We start from the raw sequence: 14,469 nt of genomic DNA, 5'->3' as shown, positions 1-14,469 counted from the left end.
CAGAGCAGAGCGGCTACGATGCCGCGGGCACATTTCTCCGTGCCGGCAGGTCTCATGCACAAGCTCATAGCCCTTCTGATTCCTGCGTTGCGCGCACCGGCACTGCTGCTGATCGCCCTTGCATTGACGGGTTGCGCCGGGCTCCCGCCGCGCACGCCCGAACCGCCGACCGAGGCGATCGCAGCCTCCCCCGCCACCGCGCTCGGCCGCGCCGCCATCAGCCTGAACACGCCGCCCGACGGACTCTCCAGCCTCCGGCCGCTGATCGAGGCTTCCTATGCACTCGATGCGCGGCTGGAGCTGATGCGGCGCGCCCAGTCCTCGCTCGACGTGCAGACCTACCAGCTGGGCAACGACAAGACCGGCCGGCTCCTGCTGCGGGAGTTGCGCGACGCCGCGCGCCGCGGCGTGCGCGTGCGCCTGCTGCTCGACGATTTCTACACCGCGGGCATGGACCGCCTGCTGCTGGGCCTGGCCGCGGAGCCCAACGCCGAAGTGCGGCTCTTCAACCCGTTCGTGAACATGCGCGATCACTCGTCCGGGCGGTGGCTGGAGTTCTTCGGCGATTTCCGGCGACTCAACCACCGCATGCACAACAAGCTGTTCGTGGCCGACGGCGCCATGGCCATTGCCGGTGGCCGCAACCTGGCCGACGAGTATTTCCTGCGCAGCGAGAGCGCGAACTTCATCGACTTCGAAGTGCTCATGGCCGGCCCGGTGGTTCGGGAGTCGGCAGCCATCTTCGACACCTACTGGAACAGCGACGTGGTCTACCCGCTGCAGCGGGTTGCCGGCACGAGCCGCACGCCGGACGAGCTGAAGTCCGCGTTCGAAACCGACACCTCCCCCCGCTACGCCCCGCCGCCCGACCCGCTGGCGGCTACCGACCTGCTGGGCGACCCACCGCTGGCAGCGCAACTGGCGAACATCGACGAGGCGAAGTGGATGCGCGCCGAAGCGCATGCCACCGCCGACAGCCCCAACAAGGCGCTGGGCGTCATGGCGCACCCCACCGAATCGCTGGCGCAGCGCTTCCATGAAATGCTGGCCACCGCGCAGTCGAACGTGGTGGTGATCTCGCCCTACTTCATACCGGGCGACGAGGGCATGGCGCGCATCCGCATGGGACGCGAGCACGGGATCAACATCACCGTCATCACCAACTCCCTTGCCGACAGCGACGAGCCGCTGGTCAACATCAACTACAACCGCTACCGCGTCGACATGCTCAAGCTGGGCGTGAACCTGTATGAGGTCAGCACGCAGCAACTGCGCCGCAGCGGCCAGTTCCGCGACCTGCTCAAGAAAGCGCGCGGCCGCCTGCACGCCAAGCTGGCGCTGGTCGACCGCCAATGGGTGCTGCTGGGCTCCATGAACCTGGATCCGCGCTCTGCCCTGCTGAACACGGAGTTCGGCGTGCGGGTGCGCAGCTTCGACCTGACGCAGGCCCTGCTTTTCGCCTACCAGCTGGACGATATCGAGGGCGTCTACCGCGTGGTGCTGAAACCGGACGGCCAGAACGTGCAGTGGATCGGCACCGGCGACGTCACCAACGAAGTGCTCGACAGCGAGCCGGATTCGAGCATGCTGACCCGGCTGCAACTGCTGCTTTTCTCGTGGTTCGTGCCGACGGACCAGCTGTAGCGGCTCGGCGACCACGGGCTGCGCACGCCGCCCCTAACCCGCCACCCACGCTTCCCACAACAGCTTGGCACCCAGCAACAGTGTGAAAGCCTGAAAGGCGGCCTTCATGCGCTTCGGGTTCGCCACGCGGGCCACCCACGCACCGAGCCATCCCCCCACCGCACACCCGATGAACAAGGGAATGCCCAGGCGGAAGTCGACGGCGCCGCTGGAGACGAACGTGGTCACCGATGCCCCGACCACCAGCAGGTTGATGCGTGTCATGACTGCCGCACTTTCGCTGAACGTGAAGCCGTAGCAGTGCATCAGCGCAAAGATCAGGAAGGTGCCGAAGCCCGCGCCGAAGAAGCCCGAATACACGCACAGCCCGAAGATCACTGCCACGCCCACTGATGCGGACGGCAGGCGCGCATGCGCATCACGCGGACGTTGCGAGAAATCGGTCCGGTGCGTGATCAGGAGGATGACGACCATCAGCAGCGCCACCACGATCTTGAGCACCCGGTCGGCAATGCCGACCACCAGCAGCGAGCCCGATACCGACCCGACGACCGCCAGCGGCCAGACCATCCAGGGCATCGCCTTGCGCTCGGCGGCGTCGCCGCGGCGCGCCAGCGAGCCGGTGACAAAGGAGCCGAGCAGCGCGAACTTGACCGTGGCGATGCTCTGCGCTGCCGAATGTCCCAGGAGCAACAGCAGCGGCACGCCCGCCGTCGCACCACCGCCGATAGTGACCGCCACCACGCCGATGAAAAGCCCCAGCGCCAGGACCACAAGGCCGATCACCATGACCGGCTCCGGCCACGCGCTCCGACGCCCGGTTCGACCGCAAGGCACCGCAGCAGAACGGCGCTTCGCACGGCCACGCCGTGGCGCGCCTGCTGAAAATATTTGTTCTGCGGGGTGTCGTCGATATCCGCGTCGAGTTCGTCGGTGCGCGGCAGGCAATGCATGACGACCAAGCCCGGCAATGCGCGGGGCAGCAGCGCGCGATGCAGGCGGCACTTCTGCAATTGACACCGGTAGGCGGCCGGGTCGGTGAATTTTTCTTGCTGTACGCGAACCACGTACACGACGTCGACATGCCCGATCATTTCCTTCATGGACGAATATTCGAGCGCCGGCACACCGTTCAATTCCCCCAGCTCCCTGGGAAATTCCGTGCCCTCGTCCGCCTCGTGCACCGCATCGACCACATGGAGGCGGATATTGGTGAACTTGCGCAACCCCGCAATCAGCGATTTCGCCGCCCGCGAATAACGAATACCGCCTGCAATGCCCACATGCAGGTTGTCGATGTCGCCGAAATGCTCTTTCAGCGTATAGAGATCGATCAGCGTCTGGCTCGGATGTTCGAGCTGTCCTTCGCCGGCATTGATGAGCGGCACGCGCACCGCTTCCTTGATGCGGCGCATGACGCCGTCCTCCATGTGCCGCGCGACCACGGCGTCGCAATAGAAGCCGACCATGCGTGTGGTGTCCAGAAGACTTTCGCCGAGTTCCAGCCGCGTATTGCGCACGTCGGACACGCTCAGCACGCGCGCGCCCAGGCGGTGCGCCGCTGCCTCGAAGCCCAGCCGCGTTCGCGTGCTTGGCTCGAAAAAGAGCGTGCACACGACACGCCCGGCGAGCGCGTGCCTGAAGGCATCAGGCGTGCGCCATAAATGATCGACAGTCGAAAACAGGTTTTCGATATCGCCCCTGGAAAGATCCTCGATGGAAATAAGGTCCTGCATGCCATTCCCCCTTGAGCAGTTTTTTTAAATACCTCCACGGGGTCCTTGGCATATAACCTTCTGTCCGGATCTTGCCGCCCTGGCATCCAATTCGTTCAGTCGATGTTCTTGCTCTTTGCCCCTCCCCAAGTCATTCTTGTATTCACGCATGCTTAAAAGAAGCCGTGCATCGTTATGCGCCTCATGAAAAATAATTTGGCTTCGTCTATTAATTTCGAGCAATTGCGCACTTTTTCACTGGTGCTCGAATTAGGTAGTTTTTCAGCCGCGGCCGAACGACTCGGCCTGACGCAGCCGGCGGTCAGCGTGCAAGTCAAGCAACTCGAAAGACGCCTGGGCGTGCGCCTCATCGAACGGGTCGGCCGGCGCGTCGGCCCCACGCCCGCAGGCACCGACCTGATGGCGGAGCTTCCGCAGGTGGCCGCAGCACTTTCCAACGCAATCAACGCCGCCACCTTCCACTCGGCGGGCGTGGCGGGTCGCGTTCGGCTGGGCACCGGCGGCACCAGTTGCCTCTACCTGCTGCCTCCGGCGCTGCGAGACCTGCGCGCACGCTTTCCGCTGCTCAACATCATCGTGAGCACGGGCAACACCGAGGACTGCGTGCGACGCGTGGAGGACAACACGGTCGACGCCGCGGTGGTCACGCTGCCGGCCGCATCGCGCGCGCTGTCGGTCACGCCGATCCTGAGCGACGACTTCGTGGCCATCTGCCAGCGCGGCAGCATCGATTGGCCCGCCGAGGTGACAGTGGCCGCGTTGCAGTCGCTGCCGCTCGTGAAGTTCGTGTCCGAAGCCAGCGCGCGGGGCATCGTCGACGATTGGCTGCGGCGCGGCGGGCATGCTTCGCCGCCGGTCATGGAGTTCGACAGCGTCGAAGCCATCAAGGCGATGGTCGCGGCCGGGCTGGGCGTGGCGATCCTGCCGAAGATGGCGGTCACGGGCCAGGGACATCACCCCGAACTCGACCTGCGCCCGCTCCACCCGCCGCTGCGCCGCACCCTCGCGCTGATTGCCCGCAACGACAAGCCAGTGAGCAAGGGTTTGCGGCAGGTCATCGACGCCGTCGTGGCGGCGGGGCAGGCCTTCGAAGCGGCGGCAACTAGCGTGCGTCCAGCACCCTGAGCGCTTCCGCAAGCACCCGGGCGCCGGCGGCCACCTGTTCCTTGCTTGCCCACTCTTCCTGGCAGTGACTGCGCCCGTCGAGGCAGGGGATGAAGATCATCCCCATCGGGCCTGTGGCCGCGACGTGCATGGCGTCGTGGCCGGCGCCGCTGGGCAACGCCCGGTGCGGCAGTGCCAGGCGGTCCGCGGCCTGGGCGATGGCCCGCATCACGATGCCGTCGCACTGCGTGGGCGGCGTCTGCGTCAGGGGCATGGCGCTGCAGCCGACCCGCAGCCGCCGGAAGTCGTCGTGGCACAGCGCCATCACGCGCTCGGGAAAGTCGTCGAGCACCGCCTGCGCGTTGCTGCGCACCTCCAGCACCATGTCGACCCGGCCGGGCACGGCGTTGGGCACGTTGGGGCTCATCGAGATCCGCCCGACCGTCGCCACCACATAGTGCGGGTGGCCGTCCATGGCGCTGGCCTCGCGATGCACCGCGTCGATCAGCCGCGCTGCGCCGACGAGGGCATCGCGGCGGATGTCCATCGGAGTGGTGCCGGCGTGATCCGGTTGCCCGGTCACCGCGAACGCGATGCGGCGGATGCCCACGATGTCGGTGACCACCCCGATGGGCAACCCTTCTCGCTCCAGCACCGGGCCTTGCTCGATGTGCAGTTCCACGAAAGCGGCGATGCCGCCGGGCCCGCGGGCCGCTGCGGCCAGGCCGTCGGGTCGGGCGCCGATGCGCCGCATCGCCTCTGCGAGACTTTCGCCCGCCTCGTTGCGGCAGGCGAGCATGGCCGCGTCCAGCGTGCCGGCGAACGCGCGGCTTCCCACGCAGGAAATACCGTAGTCGCTGGGTTCTTCGGACAGGAAATCGATCACTTCCAGCGGATGGCGCAACAAGACGCCGCCCTCGTGGAGCGATTGCGCCGCCTCGAGCCCCGCGAGCACGCCCAGGATGCCGTCGAAACGGCCACCGCCCATCACGGTGTCGCAGTGCGAGCCGGTGACCAGCGGCGCCAGTCCGGGCTGGGTGCCCTCGCGGCGCCCGATCAGATTGCCGGCGGCGTCAGTCCCCACGGTGAGCCCGGCTTCCTCGAACCGGCTGCGCAGCCAATCCCTTGCGCGGCCGAATTCCGGCGAAAAGGCCCGGCGAGTCCAGGGAACGTCGGGGCGGGTGAACGAGGCGAGGGTCTCCAGCCGTTGCCAGAGGCGATCGGCCTGGATTGTGAGTGTTGAAGGCATCCCTGCATCGTGGCCGGCACGACGCTTTTCATGAAGCGCGAACGGTTAATGCAAGCCATAAAGCGTACTTTCGCCTGCCATCAAACAGCGTGCTTCGCGCCGCCGCGGCAATCCCCTGCCCTTGAAACGTCATCGATTGCCCTTATGATTAGCACTCGCTGATGATGAGTGCTAACAGCCCTCGCTCCCAGTCGATGGGTCGCCAACCTCCGGGTCCGGCGCCCGACCACCAACCCGTTTCTTATCCATATCCAGGAGATGCAATGAAACTTCGTCCTTTGGCCGATCGCGTGATCGTCAAGCGTATCGACAGCGAAACCAAGACCGCCTCCGGCATCGTCATCCCCGACGCAGCCGCCGAAAAGCCCGATCAGGGTGAAGTCCTGGCCGTCGGCCCGGGCAAGCGCAACGACAAGGGCGACCTGGCCGCACTGACCGTCAAGGTCGGCGACCGCGTCCTGTTCGGCAAGTACAGCGGCCAGACCGTCAAGGTCGATGGCGACGAACTGCTGGTCATGAAGGAAGACGACCTGTTCGCTGTCGTCGAGAAGTAATCCATTTCATCCATTCGGAGTAAATAAACATGGCAGCAAAAGACGTAGTCTTCGGCGGTGAAGCCCGCGCACGCATGGTCGAGGGTGTCAACATCCTGGCCAACGCAGTCAAGGTGACCCTGGGCCCCAAGGGCCGCAACGTGGTGCTCGAACGCTCGTTCGGCGCCCCCACCGTGACCAAGGACGGTGTGTCCGTCGCCAAGGAAATCGAACTCAAGGACAAGCTCCAGAACATGGGCGCCCAGCTCGTGAAGGAAGTGGCCTCCAAGACTTCGGACAACGCCGGTGACGGCACCACCACCGCGACCGTGCTGGCCCAGGCCATCGTTCGCGAAGGTTTCAAGCTGGTGGCTGCCGGCATGAACCCGATGGACCTGAAGCGCGGCATCGACAAGGCCGTGACGGCCCTGGTCGCCGAGCTGAAGAAGGCTTCCAAGCCCACCACCACCTCCAAGGAAATCGCGCAAGTCGGCTCCATCTCGGCCAACAGCGACGAAACCATCGGCAAGCTCATCGCTGACGCGATGGACAAGGTCGGCAAGGAAGGCGTGATCACCGTCGAAGACGGCAAGTCGCTGGACAGCGAACTGGACGTCGTCGAAGGCATGCAATTCGACCGCGGCTACCTGTCGCCCTACTTCATCAACAACCCCGAAAAGCAATCGGCGCTGCTCGACAACCCGTTCGTGCTGCTGTTCGACAAGAAGATCAGCAACATCCGCGACCTGCTCCCCACGCTGGAACAAGTCGCCAAGGCTGGCCGTCCGCTGCTGATCATTGCCGAAGAAGTCGAAGGCGAAGCCCTGGCTACGCTGGTCGTGAACACGATCCGCGGCATCCTGAAGGTCGTGGCCGTCAAGGCACCTGGTTTCGGCGACCGCCGCAAGGCCATGCTGGAAGACATCGCCATCCTGACGGGCGGCAAGGTCATCGCTGAAGAAGTGGGCCTGACGCTCGAGAAGGTGACGCTGGCCGACCTCGGCCAAGCCAAGCGCATCGAAGTGGGCAAGGAAAACACAATCATCATCGACGGCGCCGGCGCCGCTGCCGACATCGAAGCCCGCGTGAAGCAAGTCCGCGTGCAGATCGAAGAAGCGACCAGCGACTACGACCGTGAAAAGCTGCAAGAGCGCGTGGCCAAGCTGGCCGGCGGCGTGGCAGTGATCAAGGTTGGCGCTGCCACCGAAGTCGAAATGAAGGAAAAGAAGGCTCGCGTCGAAGACGCCCTGCACGCCACCCGCGCTGCAGTGGAAGAAGGCGTGGTTGCTGGCGGCGGCGTGGCTCTGCTGCGTGCCAAGCAAGCCGTGGGCGACTCGGTCAAGGGCGACAACGCCGACCAGGAAGCCGGCATCAAGCTGGTGCTCAAGGCCATCGAAGCGCCCCTGCGCGAGATCGTGAACAACGCCGGCGGCGAAGCCTCGGTGGTGGTGAACGCTGTGTTGGCCGGCAAGGGCAACTACGGCTTCAACGCTGCGAACGACACGTACGGCGACATGCTCGAGCTGGGCATCCTGGACCCGACGAAGGTCACCCGCACCGCACTGCAGAACGCCGCTTCGGTGTCCTCGCTGCTGCTGACGACCGAAGCCATGGTTGCTGACGCACCCAAGGACGAGTCGGGCGCCGGCGGTGGCGGCATGCCCGACATGGGCGGCATGGGCGGAATGGGCGGCATGGGCATGTAATGCCCGGCTGAGCTCTGCTCACCAAAGTAAAAAGGGCCGCGTAAGCGGCCCTTTTTCATTGCGCATTCGATTCAACGAAACTGATCGCGCAACGCCATGTACAGCACCTGAAAACGCGCATGCCGCGTCTTGTGCCCATCGGCCCCTTCCGACGAAGGCACGAGCTTCTGCTTGACCGGCGGCAGCGTGCACACCTCCGCCACCGCACCGCCATCGGCCAGCCACGCAAGCCGCGCCGCACCGAGCGCCCCGCCCGTCTCGCTGCCTGCATAGAGCGTCAGCGGCACCTGGAAGATGTCGGCCAGCAACTGGCCCCACCAGATGCTGCGCGCCCCACCGCCCACCAGCGCGACTTCGCGCAGCGGCATATCGGCCGGCAAACGCAGCGTGTCGAAGCCATCGCGCAGGCCGAAGCTCACACCCTCGACCACCGCATAGGCGATCTCCGCGGCGCCATGCGCATGCGTGAGGCCGAACAGCGCGCCTTGCGCATTCGGGTTGTTGTGCGGCGAGCGTTCGCCCGACAGGTACGGCAGGAACAGCGGGCAGCGCGCCCGGTCCTCCAGCGCAACCGATGCCGCCGCCGCGAGCAGCGCGGATTCATCGGCGAACTTGAACGCCTTGGCGGCCCAGCTCACCGCGCTCGCGGCCGAGAGCATCACCGACATCTGGTGCCAGCGCTTGGGCAGTGCATGGCAGAAGGCATGCATCGCCTGCGCGGGATTCGGCAAGAAACGGTCGGTCGAGACGAACACCACACCCGAGGTACCGAGCGACACGAACCCCTGCCCCGGCTCCACCAGCCCCATGCCGACCGCGCTCGCCGCGTTGTCGCCGGCACCGCCCGCGATCTTCACTCCCTCGCGCAATCCCCAGCGCGCTGCAAGTTCGGGCTTGAGCAGCGCGGAGACTTCGCTGCCCTCGACCAGCCGCGGCATGTGATCGCGCGTGAGCCCCGTGGCGGCGAGCAGTTCGTCGGACCAGTCGCGCGCGCCCACGTCGAGCCACAGCGTGCCCGCCGCATCCGACATCTCGCTGACCGCCTCGCCGCTGAGCATGAAGCGCAGCCAGTCCTTGGGAAGCAGCACCCGTGCCGTGCGCTTGAAGATCTCTGGCTCGTGCTCGCGCACCCACAACAGCTTGGGCGCGGTGAACCCGGGCATCGCGAGGTTGCCCGCGATCTCGCCCAGGCGCGGCACGGCGCGCGCAAGTTCATCGCACTGCGCGCCGCTGCGCCCGTCGTTCCAGAGGATGGCCGGACGCAGCACCTCGCCCGCCGCGTCGAGCAGCGTGGCACCGTGCATCTGCCCCGACAGGCCGATGGCCCGCACCGCCGACAGCGCTTCGGCATGCGCTCCACGAAGCTCGGCCATGACCTCCTCCAGCGCTTGCCACCATTGGCTCGGTGCCTGCTCCGACCAGAGCGGTTGCGGCCGTTTGACCGTGAGTGCCGCGCGCGCCACGCCGACGATGCGGTGATCGTCCGCGAGCAACAGCGCCTTGAGCTCGGACGTGCCGAGGTCGAGTCCCAGATACAAGATGAACTCCCTGCTTTTTTGACTATGAAGAAGAAATACCCGAGCCGAAACGGGTGTCGGCCTGGCGCCGGAACTCGCTGGGCGTCATGCCCTTGATTTCGAGAAAGCGCCGGTTGAAATTCGCCACGTTGTTGAAGCCGACCTGATAGCAGATGTCCGTCACGTAGTGGTCGGTCTGCATCAGCAGGTGGCAGGCGCTGTTGATGCGCACACGGTTGACGAAATCGGTGAAGCTGTTGCCGGTCGAGCGCCGGAAGAAGCGGCTGAAGCGGCTCTCGCTCATGCCCAACTCGGCCGCCACATCCGACATCGAGATCGGCTCGGCCATGTTGTTGGTGATGCGGTTGACGACCTCGTTGATCTGGTCCACCTGCGCATCGCCGTCGCTGCCCTGCGCGCCCTGCATCTGCACGCTCGAGAGCAGCCTGTAGTCGGTGCATTGCGCCAGATCGGCCATGAACTCGAGGAACAGGCCGAGCCGGCGCACGCCGCGCGCGGCCTTGATGTTGTCCCAGTGCGTCTGCGCCTGCTGCGACATGCCGAAGAACTCGATGCCGTGGCGTGCGCGCTCCAGCAGTTGCATCACTTCGCGCAGTTCCGGAATCTCGGCGGCCGCCAGTTCGATCGGCTCATGGCGAAACTGGATCACCCGGTCGCGCCCTGCGGCGCCGCCTTCGGGCACATCGAGCGAGATCCAGTTGTGCGGCAAGCGCGGCCCGCAGAGCACGAGGTGCCCGGGCTGGAACGGCCCGATCCAGTCGCCGATGAAGGCCTTGCCCGAGGTCTCGGTGATCAGGTGCAGCTCGTAGTCTTCATGGAAGTGCCATCGCACCAGCGGGCTCGGGAAACCGTGCGCGAGGCAGCGCACCAGGCCGGTTTCTTCAGGGGCCTCGTAGCCCAGCGAGGGCGAGCGCGCAAAGTCGCGCTCCAGCTCGGGTTGGCGCTGACGGGGGACCGAACGTTTGCGTGTGGACGTCGTCATGGCAGCAGAAGGCGAAGCCTGGAATCAGCCTCGATTGTCTGCCTGGGCCAGCGCGTTGTGAACGGCTTCCAGGGTGGGTGGATCTGCCCCTTCGCGGGTGCAGTTCAGGGCGGCGGCGGTGGCGGCGAAGCGCATCACCTCGGTCCAGGCCTCGTCGCTCAGCTCGCCGAGTTGCGCCGGATGCTCGACGCCGTGCGCGAGCAGCGACACCGAGAGCCCCGCCGTGAAGGTGTCGCCCGCGCCGATGGTGTCGACCACGGTGACGCGCGGCGCGGCCACGGTGAGCGGCGCGTGCCCCGTACGCCAGAGCGTGGCGCCCGCACCGCCGCGCGTGACGATCACCGCACGCGCACCGGCCTTCAGGCAATCGGCGGCCAGCGCATCGACCGGCTGGCCGGGTGCGAGCAGCTCGGCATCTTCGTCGCTGAGCTTGACCAGGTCGGCCATCGCCAGCCAGTTCGTCACGCGGCTGCGAAAGGCGGCCATGTCGGGGATGAGGCTCGGCCGCACGTTCGGGTCGAACACGATCACGCAGCGCCCGGCGTTCGCGGTGATGAGGTCGGCAATGCGCGTCGACGCCGGCTCCTGCAGCAGCGAGATCGAGCCGAAGTGCAGGAAGCGGCAATCCGCCGGCAGCTGCGGCAGCGGCTCGGGCGACCAGGTCGCATCGGCGCTGCCTTGCGTGTAGAACGCGTAGCGGTTGGTCTGCGGCGTGCGCTCGACGAAGGCCAGCGTCGAGGGCGCATTGCTGCGCAGGATGAAGCTGGTGTCCACGCCGTTGCCTGCCAGAAAGCTCATCAGCCGCTCGCCGAACAGGTCGGTCGACAGCTGCGTGAGAAACCCGGTGTGCACCCCGAGGCGCGCGCAGGCCACGGCCGTGTTGAGCGGCGAGCCGCCCTCGTGCCCGAGGAACGCCAGGGTGCCTGCCTCGCTGGCGGTGAAATCGATCAGGGCTTCGCCCGTGAGTGCAATTCGCATGATTCTTGAATCTTGTGGATCAGGTCAGATCACCGGCATCGGCAAGGAAGCCGCGCTCGGCGGCCAGCGTGGCCGGATGGTCCAGCAGTTCGGCAAAAAGGCGCGGCGGGATCGTGATGGCCCCGACGCCCAGCGCCAGCAGCGACAGGTACGCCTCGCGCGACCGGATGCTCGCCACCAGGAGGCGCGTGCGGGGCGAAGGCCGCTGCGCGACCAGCGCCTGCATCTGCGCGATGAGCCCCAATCCGTCGACACCCGCGTCCTCGAGCCGCCCGAGATACGGCGCCGCATAGGCCGCGCCCAGTTGCGCGGCGAAGTGCGCCTGCTCGGGGGCGTACACGGCCGTCCACGTCACGGGCACGCCTTGCGCGATGAGCCGCGCGCCGGCATCGAGGCCCTGGCGCGTGGCGGGAATCTTGACGACCAGCTGGCCGCGGTCGAAGTGCGAGAGCAGTGCTTTCGCGTCTTCGAGCATGCCGTCGACCTCGCTCGAATACACCTGCGCCTGCACCTGCCGCGCCCCAAAGTCGAGGCAGCGCTTGAGCAGGCCGGGCACCTCGCCGCGGCCGACACCCGCGCGTTTCAGCAGCGTCGGGTTGGTCGTCACACCGTGGACAACCGGGTGCGGCAGGCAGGTTTTCAACTCTGCCAGGTCGGCGCTGTCGAGGTAGAGATGGAAGTCTTCGTTCATGGGTTGCGTGCTGCAAGGAAAACCGATCTTCTCACCGAGCCGGGCGGATTTCACCGCACCAAAGTGAGAGGTCCCGATACTTTCTTATCCGCCCTCATTTCAGCTCATGACGTTGCCGCCATCGACGTTCAGCGTCTGCGCCGTGATGTAGCGTGCCTCGTCGCTGGCGAGGAACACCGCGGCGCCCGCGATGTCGCCCGGCACGCCCATGCGCCCGAGCGGCACCTCGAGCCCCACGCGACGCTTCTTCTCGCCAGGCGGCAGCCCTTCGGCCCTGGCGAACAGGCTGTCGACGTGGTCCCACATCGGCGTGTCGACCACGCCCGGCGCGATGCCGTTGACGCGGATGCCGTGCGGCGCCATCGCGAGCGCGGCGCTCTGCGTGTAGCTGATGACAGCCGCCTTGGTCGCGCAGTAATGCGACACCAGCGCCTCGCCGCGGCGCCCGGCCTGCGAGGCCATGTTGATGACCGACGCGCCCTCTGTGCCGGCCTCCACCATGTGGCGCAGCACGGCCTGCATCACGAAGAACATGCCCTTCACGTTGACCGCGAAGAGCTTGTCGAACGAGGCTTCATCGCTCTCCAGCAGCGGTGCGAGATCGAACACTGCGGCGTTGTTGAAAAGCGTGTGGACGGGGCCGAAGGCGGCAAGCGCCTCTGCCAGCAGGCGCTGGATGTCTTGCGTGCGCGTAACGTCGGCCGCGATGTAGACAAGGCTGCCGGGATGGCGCTGCTGCACCGCGCGCACCGCGTCCGGCGCACCGGCCGCACGGTCGACCACGCTGCAGCGCGCACCCTCGGCGATGCAGGCCTCGGCCACCGCAAGACCGATGCCGCCGCCCGCACCGGTCAGCAGCACATGGCGGTCTTGCAGGCGGCCGCTCATTTCACGTCGCCTTCGACAAAACGCACGACCCGTGCGCTGGCCTTGCGTACCGCCTCGACCAGCCGCGCATCGCCCGCGAGGTCGCCCCACAGGCCCGCGTCGGCGCACAGCGCGGCGACCGGATCGGCCGCATCGCAGATCGCGTGCGCCACCGCCTCGTCCATGCTTTGGTCCTGGTAGGCATAGGGCAGCGCGCCGCGATGCCAGCGCTGCAGGAAGGCGAGGAACAGCGCCGGCAGCATCGCCACGCTGTCGATGCCCTGCCCCGCGGCCAGGCGCTCGCGCACGGTCGGCGCGATGAAGCCCGGGATCTTGGAGAAACCGTCCGCCGCCACGCGCTGGTTGGTGTCGCGGATCGCGGGGTTGCCGAAGCGGTCGAGCACCACGTCGCGGTAGGCCGCGAGGTCGATGGGGCTCGGGCTCAGGCAGGGGATGACGTCGTCGGTCACGTAGTCGTAGGCCATCTTGCGGACGGCGGCATCGTGCGTGCCTTCGTGGATGAATTCGAGGCCGATCAGCGTGCCCGCCCAGGCGATGCAACTGTGCGTCGCGTTGAGGATGCGGATCTTGGCCTCTTCATACGGCTGCACCGACGCGACCAGTTCCACGCCCACGCGCCCCCAGTCGGGCCGGCCGGCGATGAAGTTGTCCTCGATGACCCACTGGATGAAGCTCTCGCCCGTGATCGGCGCGGCGTCGTCGCGGCCGGTGGCGGCCAGCACGCGCGCGCGCAGCTCGGGCGGCGGCCGTGGCGTGATGCGGTCGACCATCGCGTTCGGGCAGCGGGTGTTGGCGCCGGTCCAAGCCAGCAGGTCGGCATCGCCCGTGCGCTCGATGAACTGCAAGAGCCCGCCGTGGAAGCGGTCGCCGTTGTGGCGCAGGTTGTCGCAGTTCAGCAGCGTGACCGGGCCCGAGCCCGCCGCCTTGCGCGCACGCAGGATCGCGCACACCGCGCCGTAGATCGTCTCCCCCGCCTCGCCGCGCCGCGCGCGTTCGATGTCGGCGGCGAGGTCCGCGAACGACAGGTCGAGCCTGTTGTCCTTCGCGTCGAGGTAGTAGCCCGCCTCGGTCACGGTGAACGAGACGATGCGCGTCGACGGCGCCGCGCCGCGCGCGATCACCGCGGCGAGCGAGGGCTCATAAGGCAGCACCTCGCGGATCGCCTCGATCCGCTCGTAGCGGTACTCGCCCGCGGGCGACACCGTCTCCAGCGTGTAGCGCCCGCCCTGCGCCCGCAGGGCAGCGACGACCTCGGCCATGTCGGGCCGGATGTTGGCGCCCGACAGCGACCAGCGGGTGTCGCCCGCCTCGATCAGCCGCTGCAGGTAGACGGCCTGGTGGGCGCGGTGGAACGAACCCAGGCCCAGGTGAAGCACCGTGAACTCAGAGAGAACCGGTGGTGTTTGCGCAATAGACGCTG

At 66.9% G+C, this 14,469-nt stretch carries 13 protein-coding genes; 4 read left to right on the top strand and 9 right to left on the bottom strand.

What is annotated here, in order from left to right:
* The first annotated feature begins 54 nt into the window (after nt 1-54).
* A complete protein-coding gene (locus tag J2W23_RS21995; protein ID WP_307650248.1) occupies nt 55-1,644 on the top strand; it encodes a phospholipase D family protein in 1,590 nt (529 codons plus the stop codon).
* Between the two features lie 33 nt (nt 1,645-1,677).
* On the opposite strand, the gene J2W23_RS21990 is transcribed toward J2W23_RS21995, so the two are convergent.
* Nucleotides 1,678-2,433 (bottom strand): sulfite exporter TauE/SafE family protein, encoded by a 756-nt coding sequence (locus J2W23_RS21990; protein WP_307650247.1) that lies wholly within the window; start codon nt 2,431-2,433, stop codon nt 1,678-1,680.
* Nucleotides 2,427-3,380: an aspartate carbamoyltransferase gene (pyrB, locus tag J2W23_RS21985; RefSeq protein ID WP_307650246.1), complete on the bottom strand. Its 954-nt coding sequence runs from the start codon at nt 3,378-3,380 to the stop codon at nt 2,427-2,429. The genes J2W23_RS21990 and pyrB overlap by 7 nt, the downstream gene beginning before the upstream one ends.
* A gap of 174 nt (nt 3,381-3,554) precedes the next feature.
* On the opposite strand from pyrB, the gene J2W23_RS21980 reads away from it, so the two are divergent.
* Nucleotides 3,555-4,505 carry a LysR family transcriptional regulator gene (locus J2W23_RS21980; protein ID WP_307650245.1) on the top strand — a complete coding sequence of 317 codons (951 nt, stop codon included), beginning with the start codon at nt 3,555-3,557 and terminating at the stop codon, nt 4,503-4,505.
* On the opposite strand, the gene J2W23_RS21975 is transcribed toward J2W23_RS21980, so the two are convergent.
* The gene (locus J2W23_RS21975; protein ID WP_307650244.1) at nt 4,483-5,733 is read right to left on the bottom strand and encodes a Zn-dependent hydrolase; all 1,251 of its coding nucleotides are present in this window, start codon (nt 5,731-5,733) and stop codon (nt 4,483-4,485) included. The two genes, J2W23_RS21980 and J2W23_RS21975, sit on opposite strands and share 23 nt — an antisense overlap.
* 263 nt (nt 5,734-5,996) lie before the next feature.
* Here J2W23_RS21975 and J2W23_RS21970 point away from each other — a divergent pair, with 263 nt between their 5' ends.
* Together J2W23_RS21970 and groL are read left to right on the top strand one after the other, a co-directional pair.
* Nucleotides 5,997-6,287 carry a co-chaperone GroES gene (locus J2W23_RS21970; protein ID WP_176660349.1) on the top strand — a complete coding sequence of 97 codons (291 nt, stop codon included), beginning with the start codon at nt 5,997-5,999 and terminating at the stop codon, nt 6,285-6,287.
* A gap of 29 nt (nt 6,288-6,316) precedes the next feature.
* Nucleotides 6,317-7,972: a chaperonin GroEL gene (gene groL, locus J2W23_RS21965; protein ID WP_176660348.1), complete on the top strand. Its 1,656-nt coding sequence runs from the start codon at nt 6,317-6,319 to the stop codon at nt 7,970-7,972.
* A 71-nt stretch (nt 7,973-8,043) separates the two neighbouring features.
* Here the strand turns inward: groL and xylB are convergent, their stop codons facing one another.
* The 6 genes from xylB to dalD form a co-directional block, all read right to left on the bottom strand.
* Nucleotides 8,044-9,510 carry a xylulokinase gene (gene xylB, locus J2W23_RS21960; RefSeq protein ID WP_307650243.1) on the bottom strand — a complete coding sequence of 489 codons (1,467 nt, stop codon included), beginning with the start codon at nt 9,508-9,510 and terminating at the stop codon, nt 8,044-8,046.
* A gap of 22 nt (nt 9,511-9,532) precedes the next feature.
* Complete coding sequence (locus J2W23_RS21955; protein ID WP_307650242.1) at nt 9,533-10,492, bottom strand: AraC family transcriptional regulator; 960 nt, start codon at nt 10,490-10,492, stop codon at nt 9,533-9,535.
* Between the two features lie 24 nt (nt 10,493-10,516).
* Nucleotides 10,517-11,470 (bottom strand): carbohydrate kinase family protein, encoded by a 954-nt coding sequence (locus J2W23_RS21950; RefSeq protein WP_307650241.1) that lies wholly within the window; start codon nt 11,468-11,470, stop codon nt 10,517-10,519.
* A gap of 19 nt (nt 11,471-11,489) precedes the next feature.
* On the bottom strand, nt 11,490-12,161 hold the full coding sequence (locus tag J2W23_RS21945) for a transaldolase family protein (RefSeq protein WP_307650240.1): 672 nt from the start codon (nt 12,159-12,161) through the stop codon (nt 11,490-11,492).
* A 99-nt stretch (nt 12,162-12,260) separates the two neighbouring features.
* A complete protein-coding gene (locus tag J2W23_RS21940; RefSeq protein WP_307650239.1) occupies nt 12,261-13,049 on the bottom strand; it encodes an L-iditol 2-dehydrogenase in 789 nt (262 codons plus the stop codon).
* Entirely contained in the window at nt 13,046-14,425 is a 1,380-nt protein-coding gene (dalD, locus tag J2W23_RS21935) for a D-arabinitol 4-dehydrogenase (protein ID WP_307650333.1), read from the bottom strand. The genes J2W23_RS21940 and dalD overlap by 4 nt, the downstream gene beginning before the upstream one ends.
* Nucleotides 14,426-14,469 lie beyond the last annotated feature (44 nt).

Source organism: Variovorax boronicumulans, assembly GCF_030812215.1.
Taxonomy (GTDB): domain Bacteria; phylum Pseudomonadota; class Gammaproteobacteria; order Burkholderiales; family Burkholderiaceae_C; genus Variovorax; species Variovorax boronicumulans_C.
This window is presented reverse-complemented; position numbering and strand designations above follow the sequence as displayed.